This is a genomic window from Candidatus Cyanaurora vandensis, assembly GCF_013285555.1.
GTDB lineage: Bacteria > Cyanobacteriota > Cyanobacteriia > Gloeobacterales > Anthocerotibacteraceae > Cyanaurora > Cyanaurora vandensis.
In genome coordinates, this window is record NZ_JAAXLT010000074.1 from 1 (window position 1) to 21,159 (window position 21,159).

Here is a 21,159-nt window from a genome sequence, read left to right on the forward strand (position 1 = left end):
GTAGCAGGTGATAGCGGTCAGCAGGGTGGGGATCATCAGGACGCCGAACCAGCCGACGTAGAGGCGATTGTTGGTGGAAGTAACCCAGTCGCAAAACTGACCCCAGAGGGAGCGCGCTTGGCGGCGTTCAAGAGTAGCGGTCATTGGTGTTACCCAAGGTTTACTCCTCAATGTTACGTTCTACCCAACCACCTGTTACATCCTCATTCATGCAAGTTTACAGATGGCGTCATAACGAGGGCTGATTGGTCAATGCTGTGAACCCATGTAATCCATGCCGTTCCTGAGCGCGTATTCCAATAGTGAGACCCCCGGAGTTTGTGGATGTTGTCAGGTCAAGTAAGGTCAATTGTCGCGGGTTTGATTCAGCTATTTTTGGGGAGGGACCTTGGCATCCTTGCTCCGGTATGATGACCCTACCGCCCCAGTTTTCTTAAAAGGTTTGACGATGCCAGTTACGCCAGACCGTGAGGTTTTTCGGAGTTTACAGGCGGGCGACCTTACGGCCTTATCCGTCCTCTATGACCGCTATGGGGGGCTGGTGCACCGTCTGGCTCTGCGCGTCTTGGGCAATGTCTCAGAAGCTGAGGACCTGACGCAGGAAATCTTTTTGATGCTATGGAAGAATCAGGGCTACGACCCTAACCGGGGTTCCCTGAGTAACTATCTGTTGACTTTGACCCGTTCGCGGGCCATTGACCGTCTCCGCTCACGGAGTTCTAACCTGCGCTTTTTACAGAAGTGGAGCCAGAATGTGCCTACCCCCCCAACGACCCCTTTTGAACACGCCGCCTTGGGGGAACGCTCCACCCAGGTCCGCGCTGCCCTCCAGGAACTCCCCCTCAATCAACGGCAAGTCCTAGAGCTGGCCTACTATGACGGGCTGACCCAGATGCAGATTGCCGATACCCTCAATACCCCCCTGGGTACGGTCAAAACCCGCGCCCGTCAAGGCTTACTCAAGCTCCGTCAACTCTTGCAGGACTTTGTAGGATGACTATATTCCCTCAACCCGAACAGGAACTCATTGCTGGTTATGTCCTAGGGAACCTCTCCCCCGAGGAGCAGCAACTATTTAATCAACTCCTGCAAGCAAAACCCGCCCTCGATACCGAGGTAGAACGCTTGCAGGCGACCCTGGGACTCTTGCCCTATGCTCTACCTGATACTGAGCCGGGACCTACGCCTGCACTACGCGCCCGTATCCTCCAAGCCGCCCAAGCCACGGCTCCACCCGTCCGGCAGTTCCCTTGGACCCAAGCCCTAATCGGTTTGGCGGCGGTCGGCGTAGTCGTATTAGGTCTAGATAACTACCAACTGCGTCAGGGCTTGACGACCACCCAGGCTCAACTAGCTCAGGAGCGCGATGTCTTAGCGATGCTCCAGCAGCCCCAGACCCAACTCGTCACCATGAAAGGTATGGCAGAGGGGGCTCAAGCTTCCGGGAGCATCCTGATTACCCCAGGCACGAGTGAGGCTGTCCTCCTCCTCCAAAATTTACCGCCCTTGACGGAGGGTCAGGTTTATCGCTTGTGGCGGGTCTTTGCAAACCAACCCGAGGCGCGGGGTGATTTTACTCCCGGTCCCCAGGGCACGGTCTTCATTAAGTTACCCGCCGCTGCGACCCTCCCTGGTGGGGTACTAGCGGTCACGATTGAACCCACCCAAATACTCCCCAAACCCACAGGTCCAATGGTGATGACTAGCGGGGCCTGATTCGATACAGCCGGAAGTCACTATCGCCGAGGATGCTGGGCGGTAAGTCAACCGGCAGGGGTTCCAGACGTAAGGGCAGCGGTTGACTAGACCAGATGTATTCTTCGGTGGGTAAGGTGCGATTAAAGGTGATGGGGACGTAGTTGACCACAAGAAGGACACTCTTTTGCTGCTGGTCAGCCATCGCTGTCGCGCGTTGGGCCAAGTCGGTGAAACTCAACTCCTGCTGACGTTCGCGGTCCCAGACGACAAAGCGGTTAAAGCGTCCACTCTCCGGGTAATAGATGGCCCGGTCCAGATAGCCCGCCACTGGAGACAGGGCATAGTCACGGCTGCCGACGAGGAGCCAGTCTGGGTCCTGTTGTTGAATTAACCGCGCCATAGCCTGAGCCGTCGAAAAGGGATAGCGCACATCCAGACTAAAAGCCAGGACTCCTGCCACGGCTTGAACGCCTAGGACCACGTTGATGAACTGGTCTCGGCCCGCAGGGGCTGGAGTCTTGGCACTCAACCAGAAACACGCTATCCACAACACAAACAGGTGTCCGTGGTGGCGCAGCGAACCGTAGTAGACCAAGTAGGTAAATAAAAGGACCCCACTAGAACCCAGTAGATAGACCCGACGCGCTAGGGGATGTCCACCAAGGTAGTGCCAGGAAGTAAGCCCCAGGCCTAAGGAACCCAAGGCGGCCCAGCCCAACCCCCCCGGAGCCGCCAATAACCAGTTCGTATTCCAAAACTCCAGGGTGAATTGGGGAATAGGGAGATAGCTCTGCCAAACCACGCTCAAGATCTGGGCTAGGTACGGGAGGTCAAACCGCAACTGCCAATCCCCGCCGAAGACTTTATCCGGCGGCGGGAGGACCTGGAGGATGACGACCCCCAACGCCCCGACCGCTGTCGCAAGCCACCAGCGTTTGGCGCGACAACCAGGTTCCAGAACCAACCCCAAACCGAGGGTCAAAGCAATCAAAAGTCCATAGACACTCGTATTTGCCAGTAAGACCAAGACTAGAACTAGCCACCGATAAGGTTTATGAGCTTGGTAAAGAGCGCAGAAAATAAATATCAGTAGCATTCCCAGCCCATAACCCCGACTAATCAGGGAATATTCGTAAAAAGTGAAATAGCCAAACACAAACAAAACCCGTTGCAAGCTGGTGAAAGGTGCATAGCGGACAAATATATACACCCCCGCCGTCGCCAAGAACAGATGATAAACCTGCATCAGCCAAGGCTCAGGCGAGAACCGACTCAGTAGGAATAAGCCCAGATGCCAGAGCCCAGGATGGCCTTCATAGCGCAGGTTGGCAAAGAGTTCTCCTAGGGAGTTACTAGTCCGGGCAATCTGCCATGCCTGGAGTTCATCAAGCCACATCTCGTGGTGCCCAATCCCAAACCCAGCCAGGGCAAAAAAAACTAAACTCACGAGCCCTGCCAAAACCGAGTGCCGTACTAGCGTCAAATTTTTAAAAAACAGTTTAAATTCCAACCCCTCCTCCTTAAATTGTCTAGCTAGAATTCACGGGGAGTCAGCTATATCGAATTAACCTAAATTTATCCCTAAAAAGTTCTATCTAAAGATAGACCCTGATACGACAAAGACCCAGGATGTTTCCCGGGTCTAGGCAAAAAGTAAAACGGTTTACGGGGTGGACCGACGGGTGAAGAGGCCCCAGAGGAAAATCGCCAGCATCGCGCCCAGCACCGAAACAACAATCCCGGTGATACTCAAGCTGGGTGAAGCCAAGGCGAGTTGGCCCGTCTGCAAAAAGACACCCAGGGTCCCGCCCAGGAAAGCACCGATAACCCCCAGGATAATCGTGCTGAAGATATTGCCGCCTTGAGTGCCGGGATAGACAGCTTTGGCAATCGCGCCCGCGATTAGCCCCAACAAGATCCAAGCCAAAATGTTCATGTCTAAGCCTCAATCAACAAGATGACCTTAAAGTAAGGGCTAGCTCAGCGGTCCCCCTCTCTCTGGGGAGACAAGTTGAGTTCAGAACTTATCATTCCTGCTCCATCTACAGAGCTACTCGCCTACATCAACAGCAATTTGTTCGTATGGAGTAATTTTTTGAGGTCAAAAAAGTACCATGGAGCCACTGCTCGGGATTACTATGCAGCCCCTCAAACTCCTTACCCAAAACCTGCTTAATGAGACGGCAACAGCGGCCCGTGCCCAGCCCCGTCTGCGCCAAAACTATAACTTCCATGAATTAGAGGAATCGATCCAACGGTTTGTGAATGTCCTACAACCGGGGACCTACGTGCGGCCCCACTGCCACGGGCGGGGTTTTGAGTTTTTTCTGGTGCTCCAAGGAGAATTGGGGTTTTTGACATTGACGGAGGATGGGACGGTGGAAACCGCTATTCGCCTCAGTGCCACCGGAGCAACCAAGGGCCTAGAACTTACTGCCGGGAGCTACCATACCCTCGTCGCCCTTACCCCTGATACGGCCCTACTGGAGATCAAGGCCGGACCCTACGACCCCACCACGGATAAAACTTTTATTACTAGTTTCCCGCCGGAAGGTACACCCATCGCCGCTCAATGGGTGGCAACCTGGGAAGCATACTTCCAGGGACCAAACGATGTCTGAGACCCTCGCTGACCTCATCGTGCAGCGGATTCACAAGCAACCCAACCAGCGCATTACCTTTGCCCAGTTTATGGATTACGTCCTCTATGAACCGCGCTATGGCTACTACAGTGCTCAGCGGACCCAGATTGGTAAAAGTGGAGACTTCTATACCTCGCCTCATGTCGGTCCTGACTTCGGGGAATTGCTAGCTGAACAGTTAGTTGAGATGGGTCAGGTGTTGGGGCTGACGCATTTCACCGCTGTGGAGATGGGGGCGGGGCAGGGGTTATTGGCGCGGGATATCCTGGTCTACCTGGAGCGCGTCCACCCAGAGTTTTATCAGAACCTAGACTACGCCATTGTTGAGCGGTCCCCGGCTTTGACCCGTCAACAACAACAGCAATTGGTCGGGCAGCCAGTGCGCTGGTTGGGGACGGATTGGGGGACGGTGACGGGTTGTTTTTTCGCCAATGAATTGGTGGATGCGTTCCCGGTCCACCGTTTCCAGATCCAGGACGGGCGGTTACAGGAGATTTACGTCACGGTTGGCGATGGCTTCACCGAGGTTCTCGGCGAGCCTTCCACCCCCCGGCTGGCAGAATATTTTGCGTTGATTGGGGTGGAGCTTGACAGTTATCCCACGGGCTATCAGAGTGAGGTGAACTTGGCGGCCTTGGACTGGCTTGACCAAGTGGCGGCGCATCTGGCGCGGGGCTACTTATTGACGATTGATTATGGTTATGCTGCGCCCCGTTACTATCACCCAGGGCGCACCACCGGGACCCTCCTCTGCTATCACCAGCACACCACCAACAGCAATCCCTATCAGTATTTGGGGGAACAGGACTTGACCGCCCATGTGGACTTCACCGCCCTCGAACGCTACGGAAAGCAGTGTGGCCTGAAGAAACTTGGTTTTACCCAGCAGGGACTTTTTTTGATGGCCCTGGGTTTAGCCGAGCGGTTGGCAGACCTCCGCGACGACGCGACGTTATCCCTTAACCAAGGCTTACAGCGTCACCAAGCCATCCACCGCTTGATGGACCCCACCGGATTAGGCCGCTTCGGGGTCCTCCTCCAGAGCAAGAATTTGACTCCAACTGAACAAGCCACGGTCCTCAAAGGTTGGCAGGTCCCGCCCTTAAACTAAAAGAAATTGGACTCAGCCCATGCGTACCCTCTACCCGCCCCTTGCGCCCCATGAACAGGGGCTACTCCCAGTCTCCCAGCTGCATACAATTTACTACGAAGTCTCCGGCAATCCCTCGGGGCAGCCGGTCATCTTCATCCATGGCGGGCCGGGGGCCGGGACCGAGGGTACCCTGCGTCGTTTCTTTAATCCTGAGGTTTACCGGATTGTGCTCTTTGACCAGCGCGGCAGTGGCAAAAGTACCCCCCATGCCTGTCTAGAGGAGAACACGACCTGGGACCTAGTGACTGATATGGAGCAGTTGCGGGTCCATTTAGAGATTGAGACTTGGCATGTTTTTGGCGGGTCCTGGGGGAGCACCTTGGCCTTGGCCTACAGCGAGACCCATCCTGAGCGGGTGCGTTCTTTGGTATTGCGCGGGATCTTTTTAATACGCAAGGCCGAGATTGACTGGTTCTACCAGGAAGGGACCTCTAACCTGTTCCCAGACCTGTGGGAGGATTTCGTGAAAGTCATTCTCCCTGACCAACGCCATGATCTCGTGACGGCCTACCATCGGCTCTTGACGGGACCGGACCCCGAGCAATGTCAACAAGCCGCCCGCGCCTGGAGTACCTGGGAGGGCGCGACCAGTAAATTACAAGTGGACCCGGCGACCCTCAACCGCTTCGGACAGGACCGTTTCGCCCTCGCCTTTGCCCGGATTGAGTGTCATTACTTTGTCAACCGGGGCTTCTTTGAAACTGATGACCAGCTTTTACAAAATGTAAATCGGATTCGTCATCTCCCGGCAGTGATTGTTCATGGCCGCTACGACGTAATCTGTCCTCTCAAAAATGCCTGGGACCTCCACCGAGTCTGGCCCGAGGCTGAGTTTCATATCATTCCCGATGCGGGACACTCCGCTTTTGAGCCGGGGATCACTGACCGTCTCATTCGGGCAACAGACCAGATGGCAGGGCTGGCTTAGCTCAAACTCGCCGCCACAGGGTTAATGATGTAATTTTTTGCCTGGGTAAGGTGGTGCGGGTAGGGGTAGCGGTTCTGGCCTACCTGCGTCAGGAAGCCGATGAACTCTCGAAACTTTGCCTGGGCTGCTTTGCTCGAAGCTGGACTCTTGGCAATTACGGATTGGTCATGGAGAGCCAAGCCGTGTCCATAAAGGGCCTTGGCAAAGATATATTGACTTTCTGGTTTGGCTTCAGACCGTAATTGCCAGCCCCGCGCAAAGGCTTGCAAGGACGCTTGGATCTGCTGTTCATCCCGGCGCGTTCTGAATAGATCTTTTTGCTCAACCCCGATTTGGTAATACATCTGCAAACCGGACCAAGCGAGGTCATCAAGTCTCTGGGCTTGGTCCTTACTCGATTCGGCCTTGGCTTCGGTGAGAACTTCCTCGAAGACTTTTGCCATCTCTGGACTGTAGGCCCTGGAAATTACACCCCGCGCTGCTCGTCGCAGGGCACTATCGGGATCAGCACTAGCCTCAATTACATTGGTCAGGGCTTGATCACTGAGGGAATTAGGATTGAGTCCATCTTTTTTGCGGTCCATCTTACCGAGGGCAGTCAAGGCCCCCAACCGCAAGCGATAGGAACTTTGCGGATTGCTGAGAATTTTTTGAATATAACCAAGGGCACTGTGGCCCTCAGCGGCGAGATTGGCGCGGGCATCCAGCCGAATGTTGAGGTCATCGGCTTCCAAAAGCTTGTTGTAGTCGTTCGCCTTATTAGCTGGTAAGGCTGACTGAGCGTAGGCTACCCCGACCTGCTTCAACCAAGCGAAAAGTGAACTATCCAATGCGCTTCCCGTCACTATCGGCTCTTGACGGTCATCTTCAGTCGGCTCCTGACGGTCATCCAAGGACTTAATTTGGAGTAATTCGGGTTCCTCAGAATTGGCAAGAAATAGCTTTTTACTTTCTGAATCGTAGTCAATCTGTACCTTATTCTTGTAGAAGTCAGGATGGATCATCAGTTCATATTTGGTAATATTGTTAGCCTCTGAACAAACATCACTCCCGCCAATGCTCTTTGGATTACAAGGCGGGGTGCGGTCCAGAAAAAACTTAATTTTTTGATTTTTACCTGGTAAGAGCAGCCATGCGTAGGTAATCCGTCCATTCTCCTGCACTTCTGAACTAAGGAATAAAGCAGGGTCATTCCGAAACGCTCTACTAGTAATTTTGGCGGGGGCGACAAGGTCAGAGAATTCACCCTGGATCATCGCCTCTTGAGTGGTCGCCCGATTCCAGGCCCAAACGATATAGAGTGTGAGACCAGCAATCACAACCCAGACCCCGACAAACACCCCCTGAAAAACCAGTGCCTGTCCTTGGCGGTCATCTTTATGGGCTTCTTTCATCGAAGAGGATAGAAAGGGCGAGGCAATGAGTAGCAAAATAGTGAAAAGTCCGGCTGGCCCAAACGTGGTGATTAGACTTGCCACATCCGCTGGTTTATTACTTTCCACAGCTTGTGCGAGCCATAGAATATTCATGACAAACTCCGTGTTCAGTGTTCTTATAGTTTACCTATACTCATCAGTCCCCGACTTATGCGCTGCCTCAGCAAGGAGGCCCCTCCGCCCCACTCGTGGGGAACCAAGGCAGAAGCGATCCTCCCTAGCTGCCCTTAAGGAGGAAACAGATTTTAAAAAGTACTCACAATCCCCCTTTTAAATCATCATTTACGGGTCACTTCAAGCACATAGGGAGAATCCCATTCACTCCAGACTTGGAGGGTGAGTTCGGTTTTGCCGGGGACATTGCCAGACCAACGGTAGGTGCGGGGCCGCGCCGTGGTATCCGTGGCGGCTTCGGGTACATGGATGTAGACGAGGTTGCGCCGCCCGACATCCAGGGCAATGACATTAATATAGAGCGTCTGACCGGGCTGGACTGCGACTTTGTATTCGTTGACAACTCCGGGCCGGACATTATCGGTATCATCGGCAAAAAACTGGTTCCAGAGCATCGGGAGGGTCCGGGGCCGGATTAATTCCGTGGGGGAGATGCTAATCCGTGCGGCTTGGGCCGGTTCAACTCGGATGGGTTCAGTCGGGACAGATTCAGACGGGACGGGTTCAGCTTGGATGGGTAGGGCAGAAAGGATAAATAGCGTACCTAGTAGGAGCAACAGACGATTCATGAAGACCACCAGCGAGCTACTTTTAAGATATCTCATCTCTAATCTGCCATCTTTCGCTCAATGCGGAGTAACTAACTGGGGGTGTCATAGGCTATGGGGTCTTCGCGGCCTAGGTCCTGGAAGGCTTGCTGGCGCAAGAGGCAACTATCACAGCGTCCACAGGCGAGTTCCCTTCCTTGATAACAACTGTAGGTCAAGGCCCAAGGCACCCCGTGGCGGTCCCCTAGTTGAATAATTTCGCGTTTACTCAGTTGGATTAAGGGGGCAATGAGTTGAATAGGTTGTCCCTCCCGTCCAACCTTGGTCCCGAGCCGATAGACCTCGCCCATTGCCGCTAAGTAGTCTGGGCGGCAGTCCGGGTAACCCGAATAGTCTTGAATGTGAGCACCGAGCAAGACCGTCCCCGCCCCCGTTGCCTCGGCATAGGCTAGGGCAAAGGCCAAGAAAATCGTGTTCCGTGCCGGGACATAGGTGACGGGGATACCCTCACCCATCACAGCCAGGGGACGGTCCTGGGGTATGGCAGTCTCGCCGGTCAAAGCCGACCCTCCCCACTGGCGCAGGTCAAACTGGATGACGCGGTGTTCCGTCACCCCGGCTTGGTGAGCAATAGCTCGGGCCGCTTGGAGTTCACGCTGGTGGCGTTGCTGGTAGTCAAAGGAGAGGGCAAAAAGCTGATAGCCCTGGGCTTTGGCCCCGTAGAGGACCGTACTCGAATCCAGTCCCCCACTGAGCAGGACCACAGCCTTGGGTTGCGTCATGGGTTCCTCATAGCAGACAGGTCAAGGGAAAGAGCAGGTATTCCAAATAAAATAGCCGCCAAATAAATTGATAAAACTCCGTGAACTGACTAACCGTCCGGCTCTGGTAGCCGAGCCACCCCAGCAGTAAGACGTGGGAGGCAATCAATAAGACTATTCCTGCCGGACTCCAGAACGTCGTCCCCAGCCCAAAAGCCATCAACCCCAGATAATCAAGGACTAAAAATACGATACACAGTCGAAAAACCACCGTCCGTCCCCACTGGACCGAAAGCGTTTGAATATTATTGAGCTTATCGCCTACGGTATCGGGGATATCTTTAAATAGAGCAATAACGATACCAAAAATCACCATAAACACTGTTAGAGCTAAAAGACGGGGGGGCCAGATTACAGAAGGAGCCAGAGCTTGAGCAAAATAGCCATAAAGCCCCAAATTAACTACTACGCCACGCACCACCAAAATACAGAGCGAAGCCCAGCCTGAGAACCGTTTCAAACGCAAGGGCGGCAAGGAATAGGCGGTCCCAATCAAGATACTAACGAGCACTGTTCCCCACAGGAATCCCCCCTGTAGCAACGCCAGCCCCAAGGCGACGCCACCACAAACCCCCACTATCCAGCGGGCTTGCTCGGGTTGCAGGGTCCCTTGGGCGAGGGGCAGGTAGGGTTTATTGATGCGGTCAATTGCCACATCGGTGAGTTGATTGAGCCCGACAATGTATACATTCGCCAATAGACAACTGACGAGAGCAATACCGAGAACCCAGAGGACCGAATCACTAATCCGTTGAGTTTCCGCCAGAAAAACGCCTAGGATACCCAGGACGCTCAACGTCGTGCCAATCATCGTATGGGGACGGCTGAACTGCCACAGAGGATTTTTTGAGAGGATCAACGCCTACACCGTCGCCGCCCTTCAGTGTACCGGATAGTGGGGGGCAGACAGAGTTTCAAGGAGGGCGACTTCCCAGGCGAGGCGGGGTTGGACATGGCGGGTCAGCCGTTTCCGTAACTGCTCCAGGGGCAAGAGAGCCTTCTGTTCACCTTGCGCCCATAGTTTTTGTTGCAGATAATCCACCAGCCAAAGTTGGGCCTTGAGGTCCAGTCCCTCAACTTCACGGGCTAGCTGCAACATCGGGAGGGGTTGCCGGGGCCACGGTAAAAAAGCATCCAGGAGCTTGGGCGGGACGCGGGCGAGCTCCTGAGCGAGCCGGACTACCTCCCCCGGACTACCCTGGGCCATCGTAATAACTTCCGGCGGGTAATTGGGGCCAACTAGTTCACGGATTAGGGCATCGGACAACCGATAGAAGGGAACCAGTTGGCACCGGGACCGCACCGTGGGCAAGACCCGATGGACCTGAGGCGCGAGGAGAACCAAGACCGCACCCAGGGGTTCTTCTAAGGTTTTGAGTAGGGCATTGGCGGCGGCTTCTTGCATCGTCTCCGCCCCCTCAATCACCACCACTTTACGAAGAGCCCGCAAAGGACGGAGGCTCAAAAATTGACCCGCGTTCCGGATCTGTTCAAGGCGGACCTGAGGGAGTTGGGTGAATTCTAGGCCCTGGGCTTGCTCAGCCGTGTAGAGTCGGTCCCCTTTTTTGTAAGTCGGCTCCAGCCAGAGCAAGTCCGGGGGTTGAGACTGGTCATCTTGTAGGAGAGCCTGGGCAAAAAGACGGGCCGCTAGCGCCTTACCGACCCCCTGGGGGCCACAGAATAAATAACCTTGGGCTACCCGGTCTAGAGCTATGGCACGGGTAAGTAATTGGACAGCCCGCTCCTGACCCCGCAACTGTGCCCAGGGAATCATCAGGGAATCATCAGTGACTGAGGGCAGTCTGGGCGACTTGGCTCAGGAAATTACGGACAATCTGTAATCCCGCCTGACTGGATTTCTCGGGGTGAAACTGGGTGCCCCAGACGAGTCCCTGCTGGACTGCCGCGCAGAATAACTGATGCCCATGCTGACTCCGCGCAATTACCACACTGGGGTCCGTCGGTACTGGGAAGTACGTGTGGACATAATAGACCCAGGGCCGCTCCGCCAACCCAGTCCAGAGCGGATTGGCTACGGTCTCCAACTGGTTCCAGCCCATGTGGGGCACATTGAGGCTGGGTTCGGGGTGGAAGCGACGACAGACCCCCGGGATCAAGCCCAGACCGGGCCGACTCCCTTCCTCAGATCCCTCAAAAAGCACCTGAAGGCCGATACAAATACCAAGTAAGGGTTTACGGCGGGCCTGTGCCAAGATGACCTCTCGTAACCCCAGCCCCTCTAGCTTGGTCATGGTCGGGTCAAAAGCCCCTACCCCCGGTAAAACCAATCCATCGGCCTGAGCCAACACCCCTGGGTCCGCTGTCACCTCTACAGTGGCACCCCCAAATTCAAAGGCACGACGGGCTGAGTGCAAATTCCCGGCCCCGTAATCAATTAAGGCGAGTCTCATCGCTCGCCATCCCCACCGGGTTGCGGCGGAGATGAACCAATTGGAATTGAACCGGGGACCGGCGCACCGGGCGGAGTTGTGCGATTGGTATTGCTATTCGTATTGCCATTCGTACTAGTACCCGTTGCGCCAGGACCACTAAAAATAGATGGCGCGAAGGGACTAGGCGGCGTAGCCGTCCGATTGCCGTTGATAGACTGATTACTCGGCGCGGGAGCCGCTGTAGGCCGGGGACGGACGGCGCGGGGACGGGTCGGACGGACCGCAGGCGCAGGACTTCCCCCTCCGCCACTACTCCCGCCAGTTCCAAGGACCGTAGGCGGGATATAGGGCGTGTCGGCTGCACTGGGATTAATGCTGACTTCTTCACTTTCATCCGGCGGGACGAGGTCCGTTGTAACTACTGTCGTCACCGGTTCCAGCCAAGGCTCCCCCGTCGCATATTTGACTTGGAGGACACGCCCCTGGAGTCCGGTGGCAGGCCAGCCCAAGTAGCTGCGGACTAGGCGCACCTGACGAGTTTCATTATTCTGCCAAATACCACTGATGCTGACCCGCGTGACCACTCGCTCAATGGTCTCACCCTGGCTACCCATTAAGAGTAGTTCCAACTCGACCTCACTAATTAGGCGCAAGTCTGGCGTAGGTTCGCGGCGTAGGGTAAGAGTAGTATCCCAGAGGCTATTGAGGGATTGCTTAGTATCTTGCAGGCTACTCGATACCCCAATAAGTTGCACCGGACCGGAGCTAACTTCAGTGGGGACACTCACCAGAGTCCGGTAGGCCAAGACTGGGTAACTCCAACCCAATACCACAGCCAGGGTCAAGGCAACAAAGGGACGCATCGGACACCTTGAGGATGTGGTTTTTATCATAGCCCAGCGGTACGTCAGCTATTTCTTGCCGGACTTACCTGCTTTGAGGATAATGCGCTCACCTTGATACCGAATACCCTTACCTTTATAGGGTTCAGGCGGACGCAGGGCGCGGATCTCAGCCGCCACGTCTCCCACCAATTGTTTATCAATCCCTTTGACGGCAAAGTTAAATCCCTGCTGGTTACGGGTGCCCGCAATGGGACCGGGCTTTGCCTCAATTTCCACCGTGATACCCGTGGGCAACTCGACTTCGACCGGGTGGGAGAACCCAGCCGTAATTTGAAGCTTGTTACCTTGCACCTGGAGACGATAGCCAATGCCCGCGATCTGCATTGGTTTGGAGAACCCGGTCGTCACCCCTGTCACCATATTGGCAACCAGGGTACGGGTCAAGCCGTGGAGTTGGCGGGAGGTGCGGGACTCATCTTTGCGCTCCACGGTGAGAATGCCATTCTCTTCAACTAGGTTCATCGCATCCACCATCGTGAGTGACAATTCACCCCTAGGGCCCTTGACGGTGACGTGCTGGTCCTGGCGGGTAATGTTGACCTTGGCAGGGACCGGAATAGGACGGCGACCAATACGTGACATAGCGACTCCTTAATAGACGTGACAGAGGACCTCGCCGCCAATCCCCCGGCGACGGGCTTCCCGGTCGGTCATGACCCCCGAGGAGGTGGAGATAATGGCAATGCCAATCCCTCCCAACACCCGGGGCAGTTCCCGGTGGTTACTATAGACCCTGAGACCGGGGCGAGAGATGCGCTTGAGGTTAGTAATAATCGGTTTGCGCTGCTGACCCTTGTACTTCAAGAAGAGTTCGACTTGGGCCGCAATGCCCTCACCCACTTCTTCGTAGCCCAGAATGAAGCCTTCTTCATAGAGGACACGGGCGATATCGCGGGTCAAGCGGGTAGCACGGGCACGCACGGATTGGTGGCGGGCCATATTAGCGTTGCGGACACGGGTGAGCAGGTCGGCAACAGTATCGGTGACATGGGCGTTTACAGCAGTCTTCATGCGCTTCTCCTACCAACTGGCCTTGACAATACCGGGCAAGAATCCGTCGTGGGCCATCTCCCGAAAACAAATCCGGCATAAACCCGTGTCGCGGTACACTGCACGGGGACGACCGCACTTCCAACAACGCCGCTGAAGACGGATCGGGGCACCATTACGATGGAGTTTCTGGAGTTGCTCCTGAACCACCATCGGGTCCTCTCCAGTGCGGAGGGATTCTTTGATCTCGAGGCGTTTATCGGCTTCCTTGAGGACTAGCTTGGACCGCCGTTTTTCGCGCTCAATCATTGAGGTCTTAGCCATGGTTGCTACTCCTAGGGTTTGCGAAAGGGCATACCGAGTTCCGTCAACAACGCACGGCCCTCTTCATCATTGGGCGCGGTGGTACAGATAATGATGTCCATACCCCGCATCTTGTCCACACTCTCGTAACTGATTTCAGGGAAAAGCAACTGTTCCTTCAGCCCCAAGGTGCAGTTGCCACGCCCGTCGAAGGACTTGGGGTTGACCCCCCGGAAGTCCCGAATCCGAGGCAGGGCAATATTCATCAGGCGGTCCATAAACTCGTACATCTTGTCAGCCCGCAGCGTGACCATGATCCCGACGGGCATCCCGGCGCGGACCTTGAAGCTAGCGATGGCTTTTTTGGCACGGGTAATGACGGGTTGTTGACCCGTGATAATCCCGATCTCTTTAAGCGAAATATCAAGGGCCTTGGCGTTGGCACCAGCTTCTCCGACCCCCCGGTTGATGACAACTTTCGTCAGACGTGGGATCTGGTGAATGTTCTCGTATTTGAACTGTTCTTTGAGCCGGGGCGCGACGATGGTGTTGTAAATTCCCTTAAGTCGGGTCGCTTCTTTGATAGCTGTGACAGACATAATCAACTCCTAGGTTTGGGGTCAAGGACTTCGTCGGTCTTCTTGAGGTAACGGACCTTACGACCGTCCTCCGTCACCCGAAACCCAACCCGTGAAGCGGTCTTCTGCTTCTCGGAGTAGAGCATGACCTTGCTGGAATGGATCGGCCCTTCCTTGCGGTCCTTGCGTCCGGGTTGCTCGCCCTGAGGCTTGACGTGCTTGGTGACGAGGTTGACCCCCTCCACGACCACCTGGGAAGTTTCGGTAAGGACGCGCAGGATCTTGGCGACTTTGCCCTTGTATTTGCCAGAGATGACCTGGATGGTATCACCGGTTTTGACATGGATCTTGAAGTGGGGCTTACTGTTACTAGTTGCCATCACAACACCTCCGGGGCCAACGAGATGATTTTGGTAAAGTTCTTATCGCGCAGTTCACGGGCGACCGGACCAAAAACACGGGTGCCCATCGGGTTGCCGTCTTTTTTAAGGATGACCGCAGCGTTGTCATCAAACCGGATCGTCATGCCGTTAGAGCGTCGAATCGAAGATACAGTACGGACAATCACGGCCCGGACAACATCGGATTTTTTGACGGGCATATTGGGCTGGGCATCCTTGACGACGGCTACAATCACATCCCCAACCCCGGCGTAGCGTTTATTGCCCCCACCGCCGCCAGTGGTCAAGCCCTTACTACCCACAGTGGAGCCGAGGACGCGGATACACATCAGTTCCCGTGCCCCGGTGTTATCAGCAACGGCAAGTCTAGTCTGGACCTGGATCATGGGGTTTCCTCCTCAGGGGTAGGTTCGATAGTTTCCCCATAGGTCTTTGCTACCTCAGGTATGGTCTCAACGGTCGGTTCCAACTCGACGACCGTTTCAGCTACTACTAACGCAGTCACGGTTTCTTCAGCTAGCGGTTCGATGGCGGCTAACTCTTGAAGCGTGGGTTCTAGCCTGACCGTCGGTTCAGGAGCCATCTGAATTACAGCAGCGACGGGCATCAAGTCGGGATAAAGTACAATCTCTTGACCCTGCGGATCGTACTTCGACAGGACCACCCAGGCTTTTGTCTTGCTGAGGGGCTTGGATTCTAAGATCCGCACCCGGTCCCCCGTCTTACAGAGATTCTCTTCGTCGTGGGCCTTGAACCGCTTGGTTTGGACAATGACTTTGCGGTATTTGGGGTGAGGCGAACGGTTCTCCACCGCCACGACAATCGTTTTCTGCATGGCAGAGCTTACGACCACCCCTACTTTTTCTTTCTTAGCCACTGGGAAGACTCCTTTTGCGCTCAGCCGCCACGGTCATCAACTGGGCAAGCTTATGTTTGGCATGGACCAAGGTGTGGACCTTCTCTAGCTGACGGGTGGCTTTTTGGACCCGCAGTTCAAAGAGTTCTTTTTTGCAGGAGAGGATACCTTCGCGCACGTCCTCATCGCTCAGTTCCCGCAACTCACTAATCTTCGATAGGGCCATCTTCCACCTCAGGAGCTAGGGGTTCCACGGTCAAAGTCGTCGTCTCCGGAGCCGGGAAGTCCGCCTTGGTCATGAACCGGGTATGAATCGGCAACTTATGAGCCGCCAAACGCATCGCTTCACGGGCAGTAATCTCTTCAACGCCCTGGATCTCAAAGAGGACCCGACCGGGCTTGATGACAGCCACCCAATATTCCGGCGCACCTTTACCTGAACCCATCCGGGTCTCAGCGGCGCGTTGGGTCACGGGTTTATCAGGGAAGATGCGGATAAATACCTTCCCGCCCCGACGCATGAAGCGCATCATGGCGCGACGGGCTGCCTCAATCTGGCGGGCGGTCATCCAACAAGGTTCCTGGGCGACCAAGGCGAAATCACCAAAATTAATCCGGTTGCCCTGGGTAGCCTTGCCGCCCATGCGCCCGCGTTGTTGTTTCCGAAATTTTGTCCGTTTGGGCATCAACATGATTAGGACCCCTCTTCCGCTGCTACGTCATACTGTAGTTTTTTGCGCCGTTTGGGAGGGGCTTGGTTCGGGGCGGTAGCCTGCCGGTCTTCGGTGGGCAAGACTTCACCTTTAAAAATCCAAATCTTGATCCCAATTACCCCATAGATCGTCTGGGCACGGCCCTCGGCGTAATCAATATCGGCGCGGAGGGTATGTAAAGGAACGCGGCCTTCGCGGGTCCACTCCGTCCGGGCAATCTCCGCCCCGTTGAGCCGTCCAGCCACCATGATCTTGATACCTTGGACCCCGGCGCGTTGGGCACGCTGGATCGTCTGGCGGATAACCCGGCGGAAAGCGACCCGTTTTTCGAGTTGACTGGCGATGTACTCGGCAATCAAGGCCGCTTCAGCGTCGGCGCGGGGAACTTCTTGAACGTTAATACGAATTTGTTTACGACCTAGAAGCTTTTCAAGTTCCCCGCGCAACTTCTCAATTCCGGCCCCGCCCCGGCCCACCACCACCCCAGGACGGGCAGTACGGATCGTTACTTCCACCTGCTCGGCCTTGCGGTCTAATTGAATCCCCGCCAAACCCGCGCTCGCCAATTGTTTGGTGATGTAGGCACGAATTTTGGTGTCCTCTTTCAGCAACGTACTGTAGTTCAAGTGCGAGGCAAACCAACGGGAGGAGTGCGAGTGGATGATGCCCAGTCGCAACCCAATCGGGTGAATCTTCTGTCCCATTAGCTTTCCTCCTCTTCGGGTGTGGCGACCGCAATGGTAATGTGGCTGGTGCGCTTACGGATCGGACGGGCGCGGCCCCGGTCTCCGGCCTTAAATCGCTTCAAGGTCGGTCCTCCGTCGGCAAAGGCCCGACTGACAATGAGGCCGCCCTTATCAAGGTTGAGGTTGTGTTCAGCGTTGGCGGCGGCTGATTCCAGCACCTTGCGGATCGGTTCACAAGCGGCGTAGGGCATAAATTCCAACATGATCAGCGCGTCTTGATAGGTGCGGCCCCGGATCGTATCAAGGACCCGGCGTACTTTCGTCGGCGACATGCGGATGTAGCGGGCAATGGCTTTGGCTTCGAGCCGTTCATCGGTAGCGGGCATGATCGGTCTCCTGGATTACCGCTTGGCCTTCTTGTCTTTACCACCCGAGTGACCCTTAAAAATACGGGTCGGAGCGAACTCCCCGAGTTTCTGACCCACCATCTGCTCAGTGACATACACAGGTACGTGCTGTTTACCGTTATGGACAGCGATGGTATGACCCACAAAGTCAGGCAAGATTGTGGAAGCCCGTGACCAAGTTTTGATCACACGCTTCTCGTTCTTGCTATTCATACGGTCAACTTTGCGTAGGAGTGCCACCAAAACGAATGGCCCCTTCTTCAATGAGCGTCCCATGAGTAACCCTGTCTTACACCGCCACGCGGCAACAACGTCTAGCAAAGGTGTGCAGGACTTGTGAAGCCGAGCCTCACAGTTTCCGTGGTAAAAAGCTACTTTTACCAGAAGCACTTTCCTAGAATACAGACATTCCTCTTGCTTGTCTAGTAGGTATGCAACATTGCCTGAGAACTTGTGGCATACTAGGGATTGTCCCTATTTTTTCCCATCAGGAGGAATCCCTTGGTCCAGACCACGGACATTGGTTTTACCAGAGAAGACTTTGAGCGTCTGCTATCGCAGTACGACTATCATTTCAGCCCCGGCGATATTGTAAATGGTACGGTCTTCAGCCTAGAACCGAGGGGTGCCCTGATTGACATTGGGGCGAAGACAGCCGCTTTTTTACCGCTTCAAGAGATGTCTATTAACCGGGTCGTTAACCCCGAAGAAGTGGTCAATGAAGGGGATGTGCGCGAATTCTTTATTCTGACGGAAGAGAACGAGGAGGGCCAGCTTACCCTCTCAATTCGCCGTCTGGAATACATGAAAGCCTGGGAGCGGGTCCGTGCCCTCCAATCTAAGGATGAGACCGTCCGTGCCAAGATTTTCGCCGTCAATCGGGGCGGGGCCTTGGTCCGTATCGAAGGTCTGCGTGGCTTCATTCCCGGCTCGCACCTGAGTACCAAGGAGCCGAAGGAAGAATTGATTGACCAGGAATTGCCCCTGAAGTTCTTGGAAGTGGATGAAGAGCGCAACCGCTTGGTCCTCTCCCACCGCCGCGCCTTGGTGGAACGCCGCATGAACAAGCTGGAGCAATACCAGGTGGTCGTGGGCCGGGTCCGGGGCATCAAGCCCTACGGTGCATTCATTGACATCGGCGGGGTATCGGGCCTGTTGCACATCTCTGAAATCTCCCATGACCATATCGAGACTCCCCATAGTGTCTTCAACGTCGGGGATGAGATCAAGGTCATGGTCATTGACCTAGACGCCGAACGTGGGCGGATCTCCCTCTCGACGAAGCAACTGGAAGAAACCCCGGGCGAAATGGTCCAGGATTCAGCCCAGGTCTATGCCCTAGCCGAAGACCGCGCCGAGAAGTTCCGTCAGAAGCTCTTAGCTGAGCAGACAGCGGCCCTCGAAGAAGTCCCCGAAGCCACCGCTACGGAAGAAGAATAGGCAGTGGAGACCTTCCGCCTCGCTGGTCAGATTGCCTTGGCGGGGTTGGTCCTCAGTGCGCTTGCCATGGTTTTTGGCCTACTGACCAAACAGCCCTGGCGGTTCAAGGTCGTGGGCTATACCGGGTTCTTAGTGGTGTTGACGGCTGGGTTATTCGCCCTGACCTTTGCACCCCTGACCCGGCCCAAGGTGGAAGGGGCCAAACCCTATGAAGTGGTCTTTGACCGGGGACGCGGCAGGGTTGTCATTGCCGTTGCCCCCGAGATCACCTCTGAGGAATTAAGCCTGACCCTCCAACAGGCCCGCTCCCAGCTCTTCAGTTCAGGGCGGCGGGGCGGAGATGCCAGTGGTAAGTTGCAGATCGTCGCCCGGACGCTAGTCAGTGTGAAATCGGGCATCTCCCAAGTAATTGTCCTTGGCAAAATCGAACTACCCGTCAATGCGCCGCTTACCGATGGTGGACAGGTAACTATTGACCCAACTGCGTTTGCAACCTTACAGACTGCACGAACTCAGGCTAGGCCCTAAGAAAGTCCGAAAAGTCTACCCTCTCGATAAAATTTTAGCTGGCATCTCTGCTGAAAATTCCTAGGGTAAGTGGGTCGGCTTAACTAAAATCGAGTCTACTATCACCCTATTTTGTTTCCTTTCAAATCCTGCTGAAAAATTAGCACCCTCCCTGCCATAGATCCAGAAGCTTTTGTAGCTTGATATGGGTGGTGCGCTCGGAGAGATTCGAACTCCCGACCCTCTGATCCGTAGTCAGATGCTCTATCCACTGAGCTACGAGCGCATGGTGATCCTGGCTGTTGTCTAGCTCAATTGAGCTTTTTTTGAGCTAAATTGAACTTTGACCGCTTTCTCAATGTACCATACAAAACACAGCGTATCCAGGTTTGCACAGTTCAATTTGAGCTAGTAGAGCTACTGCTTCAAACCTTAGATTGCTGCCCCATACCGACTTTACTTTCTAAGGTAAACGGTTATTTGCTGTTCATATCAGCTAATGGCGCAGATGGAGGGCGGCGATATGATGCCACAGCTCAAAAGGTCGTATTTTAGGTATCAGGTAAAACCAGCGGATGGGGAGTAAGCCTTAGTGTTAATCGGTGAAATTCGTAACCAGGTAGACCAAATCTGGAATGCCTTTTGTTCTGGAGGGGTGTCTAATCCGTTGTCGGTCATCGAACAGATCACCTACCTGCTCTTTATCAAACGCCTAGACGATCTACAGACTCTTGAGGAGAGCAAGGCCGAGGCCCTAGGCATTGCCATGGAGCGTCGTATCTTTCCAGAGGGTAGTGATAACCTGCGCTGGTCACACTTCAAGAACTTTGAGCCGCGCCAGATGATGGAAGTGGTGGATGAGCGTGTGTTTCCTTTTTTACGCACGATGGGGGAGAAGGGTTCAAGCTACGGTCGCCATATGAAGGATGCGCGGTTGGGCTTCAGTAATCCGGCACTCCTGGCTAAGACCGTGGAGATGCTGGACAAAATCCCGATGGAAGACCGCGATACCAAGGGCGATCTCTATGAATACATGCTCGGTAAGATTGCTAGCGCTGGTCAAAATGGTCAGTTTCGCACGCCACGCCACATTATTCGCTTGATGGTGGAGTTGACCCAGCCCACACCCAATGATGTGATTTGTGACCCGGCGGCAGGAACCTGTGGCTTTTTGGTGGCTGCGGGTGAATATCTGCGTGAGCACTATCCTTCTCTATTCCGCAAGGAACAACAGCGTAAGCATTTTCATGAGCAGATGTTCCACGGGTATGATTTTGACCCGACGATGTTGCGCATTGGTTCGATGAATATGACGCTGCACGGGGTGGATAATCCTGATGTCAGCTACCGCGATAGTTTGGCCCAAGACCAGAAACTACTCGAATCCGAACAGGTGATGCTTTGGATTATTGCCCCAACGCTGTCGGTTAGAACCTTGCAAAGTTTTGGAGCATACCCTAGGGAGGGCTGGCCTGCGGGAGTGTATTTTATGCCCGAGGGGTTACGCTCGGCTTTGGTAGCGATTCATCAATTGCCAGCACACCAGAAACTTTGTCCTTACGGGCATTGGGGCGCAAAGG

27 protein-coding genes, 1 tRNA gene and 3 pseudogenes are annotated in these 21,159 nt (G+C 54.8%); 8 read left to right on the forward strand and 23 right to left on the reverse strand.

Annotated features, from left to right (window positions below; genetic code table 11):
• Positions 1 to 144, reverse strand: a pseudogene (locus tag HFM78_RS16015) (photosystem II q(b) protein); the annotation flags it as partial.
• 304 nt (positions 145 to 448) lie between these two features.
• Between HFM78_RS16015 and HFM78_RS04650 the strand changes: the two are divergent.
• Together HFM78_RS04650 and HFM78_RS04655 are read left to right on the forward strand one after the other, a co-directional pair.
• The gene (locus HFM78_RS04650) at positions 449 to 997 is read left to right on the forward strand and encodes a sigma-70 family RNA polymerase sigma factor (RefSeq protein ID WP_396033638.1); all 549 of its coding nucleotides are present in this window, start codon (positions 449 to 451) and stop codon (positions 995 to 997) included.
• Positions 994 to 1,716, forward strand: coding sequence for an anti-sigma factor domain-containing protein (locus tag HFM78_RS04655; protein WP_287128257.1), 723 nt, complete (start codon positions 994 to 996; stop codon positions 1,714 to 1,716). The genes HFM78_RS04650 and HFM78_RS04655 overlap by 4 nt, the downstream gene beginning before the upstream one ends.
• On the opposite strand, the gene HFM78_RS04660 is transcribed toward HFM78_RS04655, so the two are convergent.
• Together HFM78_RS04660 and HFM78_RS04665 are read right to left on the reverse strand one after the other, a co-directional pair.
• Positions 1,703 to 3,208, reverse strand: coding sequence for a hypothetical protein (locus HFM78_RS04660; protein ID WP_287128258.1), 1,506 nt, complete (start codon positions 3,206 to 3,208; stop codon positions 1,703 to 1,705). The two genes, HFM78_RS04655 and HFM78_RS04660, sit on opposite strands and share 14 nt — an antisense overlap.
• Before the next feature lie 153 nt (positions 3,209 to 3,361).
• Entirely contained in the window at positions 3,362 to 3,634 is a 273-nt protein-coding gene (locus HFM78_RS04665) for a GlsB/YeaQ/YmgE family stress response membrane protein (RefSeq protein ID WP_287128259.1), read from the reverse strand.
• Between the two features lie 202 nt (positions 3,635 to 3,836).
• Here HFM78_RS04665 and HFM78_RS04670 point away from each other — a divergent pair, with 202 nt between their 5' ends.
• Genes HFM78_RS04670 through pip form a run of 3 tightly spaced genes read left to right on the forward strand, consistent with a single transcriptional unit; the run spans position 3,837 to position 6,421 of the window.
• Positions 3,837 to 4,319, forward strand: a complete 483-nt coding sequence (locus HFM78_RS04670; protein WP_287128260.1) for a WbuC family cupin fold metalloprotein — start codon at positions 3,837 to 3,839, stop codon at positions 4,317 to 4,319.
• Positions 4,312 to 5,451 carry a class I SAM-dependent methyltransferase gene (locus HFM78_RS04675; RefSeq protein ID WP_287128261.1) on the forward strand — a complete coding sequence of 380 codons (1,140 nt, stop codon included), beginning with the start codon at positions 4,312 to 4,314 and terminating at the stop codon, positions 5,449 to 5,451. Before HFM78_RS04670 ends, HFM78_RS04675 begins: the two co-directional genes overlap by 8 nt.
• Before the next feature lie 19 nt (positions 5,452 to 5,470).
• On the forward strand, positions 5,471 to 6,421 hold the full coding sequence (pip, locus tag HFM78_RS04680; protein WP_287128262.1) for a prolyl aminopeptidase: 951 nt from the start codon (positions 5,471 to 5,473) through the stop codon (positions 6,419 to 6,421).
• Here pip and HFM78_RS04685 read toward each other — a convergent pair.
• The 19 genes and pseudogenes from HFM78_RS04685 to rpsS form a co-directional block, all read right to left on the reverse strand.
• Positions 6,418 to 7,950, reverse strand: coding sequence for a HEAT repeat domain-containing protein (locus HFM78_RS04685; protein ID WP_287128263.1), 1,533 nt, complete (start codon positions 7,948 to 7,950; stop codon positions 6,418 to 6,420). The two genes, pip and HFM78_RS04685, sit on opposite strands and share 4 nt — an antisense overlap.
• Positions 7,951 to 8,135: 185 nt before the next feature.
• Positions 8,136 to 8,600, reverse strand: coding sequence for a hypothetical protein (locus HFM78_RS04690; RefSeq protein ID WP_287128264.1), 465 nt, complete (start codon positions 8,598 to 8,600; stop codon positions 8,136 to 8,138).
• A 71-nt stretch (positions 8,601 to 8,671) separates the two neighbouring features.
• The gene (gene queC / locus HFM78_RS04695; protein WP_287128265.1) at positions 8,672 to 9,361 is read right to left on the reverse strand and encodes a 7-cyano-7-deazaguanine synthase QueC; all 690 of its coding nucleotides are present in this window, start codon (positions 9,359 to 9,361) and stop codon (positions 8,672 to 8,674) included.
• Between the two features lie 7 nt (positions 9,362 to 9,368).
• Positions 9,369 to 10,259, reverse strand: coding sequence for a homogentisate phytyltransferase (locus tag HFM78_RS04700; RefSeq protein WP_287128266.1), 891 nt, complete (start codon positions 10,257 to 10,259; stop codon positions 9,369 to 9,371).
• Positions 10,260 to 10,280: 21 nt separating this feature from the next.
• The gene (locus HFM78_RS04705; RefSeq protein WP_287128267.1) at positions 10,281 to 11,174 is read right to left on the reverse strand and encodes a hypothetical protein; all 894 of its coding nucleotides are present in this window, start codon (positions 11,172 to 11,174) and stop codon (positions 10,281 to 10,283) included.
• A gap of 10 nt (positions 11,175 to 11,184) precedes the next feature.
• Positions 11,185 to 11,811: an imidazole glycerol phosphate synthase subunit HisH gene (gene hisH / locus HFM78_RS04710; RefSeq protein ID WP_287128268.1), complete on the reverse strand. Its 627-nt coding sequence runs from the start codon at positions 11,809 to 11,811 to the stop codon at positions 11,185 to 11,187.
• Positions 11,808 to 12,656, reverse strand: coding sequence for a hypothetical protein (locus HFM78_RS04715; protein ID WP_287128269.1), 849 nt, complete (start codon positions 12,654 to 12,656; stop codon positions 11,808 to 11,810). Before HFM78_RS04715 ends, hisH begins: the two co-directional genes overlap by 4 nt.
• A 48-nt stretch (positions 12,657 to 12,704) precedes the next feature.
• Positions 12,705 to 13,280 carry a 50S ribosomal protein L6 gene (gene rplF / locus HFM78_RS04720; protein WP_287128270.1) on the reverse strand — a complete coding sequence of 192 codons (576 nt, stop codon included), beginning with the start codon at positions 13,278 to 13,280 and terminating at the stop codon, positions 12,705 to 12,707.
• A 9-nt stretch (positions 13,281 to 13,289) separates the two neighbouring features.
• Positions 13,290 to 13,709: a 30S ribosomal protein S8 gene (gene rpsH, locus HFM78_RS04725; protein ID WP_287128271.1), complete on the reverse strand. Its 420-nt coding sequence runs from the start codon at positions 13,707 to 13,709 to the stop codon at positions 13,290 to 13,292.
• A 9-nt stretch (positions 13,710 to 13,718) separates the two neighbouring features.
• Positions 13,719 to 14,012 carry a 30S ribosomal protein S14 gene (rpsN, locus tag HFM78_RS04730; protein ID WP_287128272.1) on the reverse strand — a complete coding sequence of 98 codons (294 nt, stop codon included), beginning with the start codon at positions 14,010 to 14,012 and terminating at the stop codon, positions 13,719 to 13,721.
• Positions 14,013 to 14,023: 11 nt separating this feature from the next.
• The gene (rplE, locus tag HFM78_RS04735) at positions 14,024 to 14,590 is read right to left on the reverse strand and encodes a 50S ribosomal protein L5 (protein WP_287128273.1); all 567 of its coding nucleotides are present in this window, start codon (positions 14,588 to 14,590) and stop codon (positions 14,024 to 14,026) included.
• 2 nt (positions 14,591 to 14,592) lie between these two features.
• Complete coding sequence (gene rplX, locus HFM78_RS04740) at positions 14,593 to 14,949, reverse strand: 50S ribosomal protein L24 (protein WP_287128274.1); 357 nt, start codon at positions 14,947 to 14,949, stop codon at positions 14,593 to 14,595.
• Positions 14,949 to 15,356 (reverse strand): 50S ribosomal protein L14, encoded by a 408-nt coding sequence (gene rplN, locus HFM78_RS04745; RefSeq protein ID WP_287128275.1) that lies wholly within the window; start codon positions 15,354 to 15,356, stop codon positions 14,949 to 14,951. Before rplN ends, rplX begins: the two co-directional genes overlap by 1 nt.
• A gap of 272 nt (positions 15,357 to 15,628) precedes the next feature.
• Positions 15,629 to 15,847 (reverse strand): annotated as a pseudogene (rpsQ, locus tag HFM78_RS04750) (30S ribosomal protein S17); the annotation flags it as partial.
• On the reverse strand, positions 15,840 to 16,052 hold the full coding sequence (gene rpmC / locus HFM78_RS04755; RefSeq protein ID WP_287128276.1) for a 50S ribosomal protein L29: 213 nt from the start codon (positions 16,050 to 16,052) through the stop codon (positions 15,840 to 15,842). The gene rpmC and the pseudogene rpsQ, both read right to left, overlap by 8 nt.
• Positions 16,033 to 16,518, reverse strand: a complete 486-nt coding sequence (gene rplP, locus HFM78_RS04760; protein WP_287128277.1) for a 50S ribosomal protein L16 — start codon at positions 16,516 to 16,518, stop codon at positions 16,033 to 16,035. Before rplP ends, rpmC begins: the two co-directional genes overlap by 20 nt.
• A 2-nt stretch (positions 16,519 to 16,520) precedes the next feature.
• The gene (rpsC, locus tag HFM78_RS04765) at positions 16,521 to 17,243 is read right to left on the reverse strand and encodes a 30S ribosomal protein S3 (RefSeq protein ID WP_287128278.1); all 723 of its coding nucleotides are present in this window, start codon (positions 17,241 to 17,243) and stop codon (positions 16,521 to 16,523) included.
• Positions 17,243 to 17,611: a 50S ribosomal protein L22 gene (gene rplV / locus HFM78_RS04770; RefSeq protein WP_287128279.1), complete on the reverse strand. Its 369-nt coding sequence runs from the start codon at positions 17,609 to 17,611 to the stop codon at positions 17,243 to 17,245. The genes rpsC and rplV overlap by 1 nt, the downstream gene beginning before the upstream one ends.
• A 15-nt stretch (positions 17,612 to 17,626) precedes the next feature.
• Positions 17,627 to 17,908: a 30S ribosomal protein S19 gene (gene rpsS, locus HFM78_RS04775; RefSeq protein ID WP_287128280.1), complete on the reverse strand. Its 282-nt coding sequence runs from the start codon at positions 17,906 to 17,908 to the stop codon at positions 17,627 to 17,629.
• A 225-nt stretch (positions 17,909 to 18,133) separates the two neighbouring features.
• Between rpsS and HFM78_RS04780 the strand changes: the two genes are divergently transcribed.
• Both HFM78_RS04780 and HFM78_RS04785 read left to right on the forward strand, forming a co-directional pair.
• Positions 18,134 to 19,072, forward strand: a complete 939-nt coding sequence (locus HFM78_RS04780; protein ID WP_287128281.1) for a S1 RNA-binding domain-containing protein — start codon at positions 18,134 to 18,136, stop codon at positions 19,070 to 19,072.
• Positions 19,073 to 19,075: 3 nt separating this feature from the next.
• The gene (locus HFM78_RS04785) at positions 19,076 to 19,600 is read left to right on the forward strand and encodes a DUF2518 family protein (RefSeq protein ID WP_287128282.1); all 525 of its coding nucleotides are present in this window, start codon (positions 19,076 to 19,078) and stop codon (positions 19,598 to 19,600) included.
• 189 nt (positions 19,601 to 19,789) lie between these two features.
• On the opposite strand, the gene HFM78_RS04790 is transcribed toward HFM78_RS04785, so the two are convergent.
• Positions 19,790 to 19,865, reverse strand: a tRNA-Arg gene (locus HFM78_RS04790).
• Positions 19,866 to 20,171: 306 nt separating this feature from the next.
• On the opposite strand from HFM78_RS04790, the pseudogene HFM78_RS04795 reads away from it, so the two are divergent.
• Positions 20,172 to 20,948: pseudogene (locus tag HFM78_RS04795) on the forward strand (N-6 DNA methylase); the annotation flags it as partial.
• Between the last annotated feature and the right edge of the window lie 211 nt (positions 20,949 to 21,159).

What these genes read in the sequence shown, in the direction of transcription:
- HFM78_RS04650 (WP_396033638.1), top strand. Translation starts at nt 449, where the DNA reads ATGCCAGTTACGCCAGACCGTGAGGTTTTTCGGAGTTTACAGGCGGGC.
- HFM78_RS04655 (WP_287128257.1), top strand. Translation starts at nt 994, where the DNA reads ATGACTATATTCCCTCAACCCGAACAGGAACTCATTGCTGGTTATGTC.
- HFM78_RS04665 (WP_287128259.1), bottom strand. Translation starts at nt 3,634, where the DNA reads ATGAACATTTTGGCTTGGATCTTGTTGGGGCTAATCGCGGGCGCGATT.
- HFM78_RS04670 (WP_287128260.1), top strand. Translation starts at nt 3,837, where the DNA reads ATGCAGCCCCTCAAACTCCTTACCCAAAACCTGCTTAATGAGACGGCA.
- HFM78_RS04675 (WP_287128261.1), top strand. Translation starts at nt 4,312, where the DNA reads ATGTCTGAGACCCTCGCTGACCTCATCGTGCAGCGGATTCACAAGCAA.
- pip (WP_287128262.1), top strand. Translation starts at nt 5,471, where the DNA reads ATGCGTACCCTCTACCCGCCCCTTGCGCCCCATGAACAGGGGCTACTC.
- HFM78_RS04685 (WP_287128263.1), bottom strand. Translation starts at nt 7,950, where the DNA reads ATGAATATTCTATGGCTCGCACAAGCTGTGGAAAGTAATAAACCAGCG.
- HFM78_RS04690 (WP_287128264.1), bottom strand. Translation starts at nt 8,600, where the DNA reads ATGAATCGTCTGTTGCTCCTACTAGGTACGCTATTTATCCTTTCTGCC.
- queC (WP_287128265.1), bottom strand. Translation starts at nt 9,361, where the DNA reads ATGACGCAACCCAAGGCTGTGGTCCTGCTCAGTGGGGGACTGGATTCG.
- HFM78_RS04705 (WP_287128267.1), bottom strand. Translation starts at nt 11,174, where the DNA reads ATGATTCCCTGGGCACAGTTGCGGGGTCAGGAGCGGGCTGTCCAATTA.
- hisH (WP_287128268.1), bottom strand. Translation starts at nt 11,811, where the DNA reads ATGAGACTCGCCTTAATTGATTACGGGGCCGGGAATTTGCACTCAGCC.
- HFM78_RS04715 (WP_287128269.1), bottom strand. Translation starts at nt 12,656, where the DNA reads ATGCGTCCCTTTGTTGCCTTGACCCTGGCTGTGGTATTGGGTTGGAGT.
- rplF (WP_287128270.1), bottom strand. Translation starts at nt 13,280, where the DNA reads ATGTCACGTATTGGTCGCCGTCCTATTCCGGTCCCTGCCAAGGTCAAC.
- rpsH (WP_287128271.1), bottom strand. Translation starts at nt 13,709, where the DNA reads ATGAAGACTGCTGTAAACGCCCATGTCACCGATACTGTTGCCGACCTG.
- rpsN (WP_287128272.1), bottom strand. Translation starts at nt 14,012, where the DNA reads ATGGCTAAGACCTCAATGATTGAGCGCGAAAAACGGCGGTCCAAGCTA.
- rplE (WP_287128273.1), bottom strand. Translation starts at nt 14,590, where the DNA reads ATGTCTGTCACAGCTATCAAAGAAGCGACCCGACTTAAGGGAATTTAC.
- rplX (WP_287128274.1), bottom strand. Translation starts at nt 14,949, where the DNA reads ATGGCAACTAGTAACAGTAAGCCCCACTTCAAGATCCATGTCAAAACC.
- rplN (WP_287128275.1), bottom strand. Translation starts at nt 15,356, where the DNA reads ATGATCCAGGTCCAGACTAGACTTGCCGTTGCTGATAACACCGGGGCA.
- rpmC (WP_287128276.1), bottom strand. Translation starts at nt 16,052, where the DNA reads ATGGCCCTATCGAAGATTAGTGAGTTGCGGGAACTGAGCGATGAGGAC.
- rplP (WP_287128277.1), bottom strand. Translation starts at nt 16,518, where the DNA reads ATGTTGATGCCCAAACGGACAAAATTTCGGAAACAACAACGCGGGCGC.
- rpsC (WP_287128278.1), bottom strand. Translation starts at nt 17,243, where the DNA reads ATGGGACAGAAGATTCACCCGATTGGGTTGCGACTGGGCATCATCCAC.
- rplV (WP_287128279.1), bottom strand. Translation starts at nt 17,611, where the DNA reads ATGCCCGCTACCGATGAACGGCTCGAAGCCAAAGCCATTGCCCGCTAC.
- rpsS (WP_287128280.1), bottom strand. Translation starts at nt 17,908, where the DNA reads ATGGGACGCTCATTGAAGAAGGGGCCATTCGTTTTGGTGGCACTCCTA.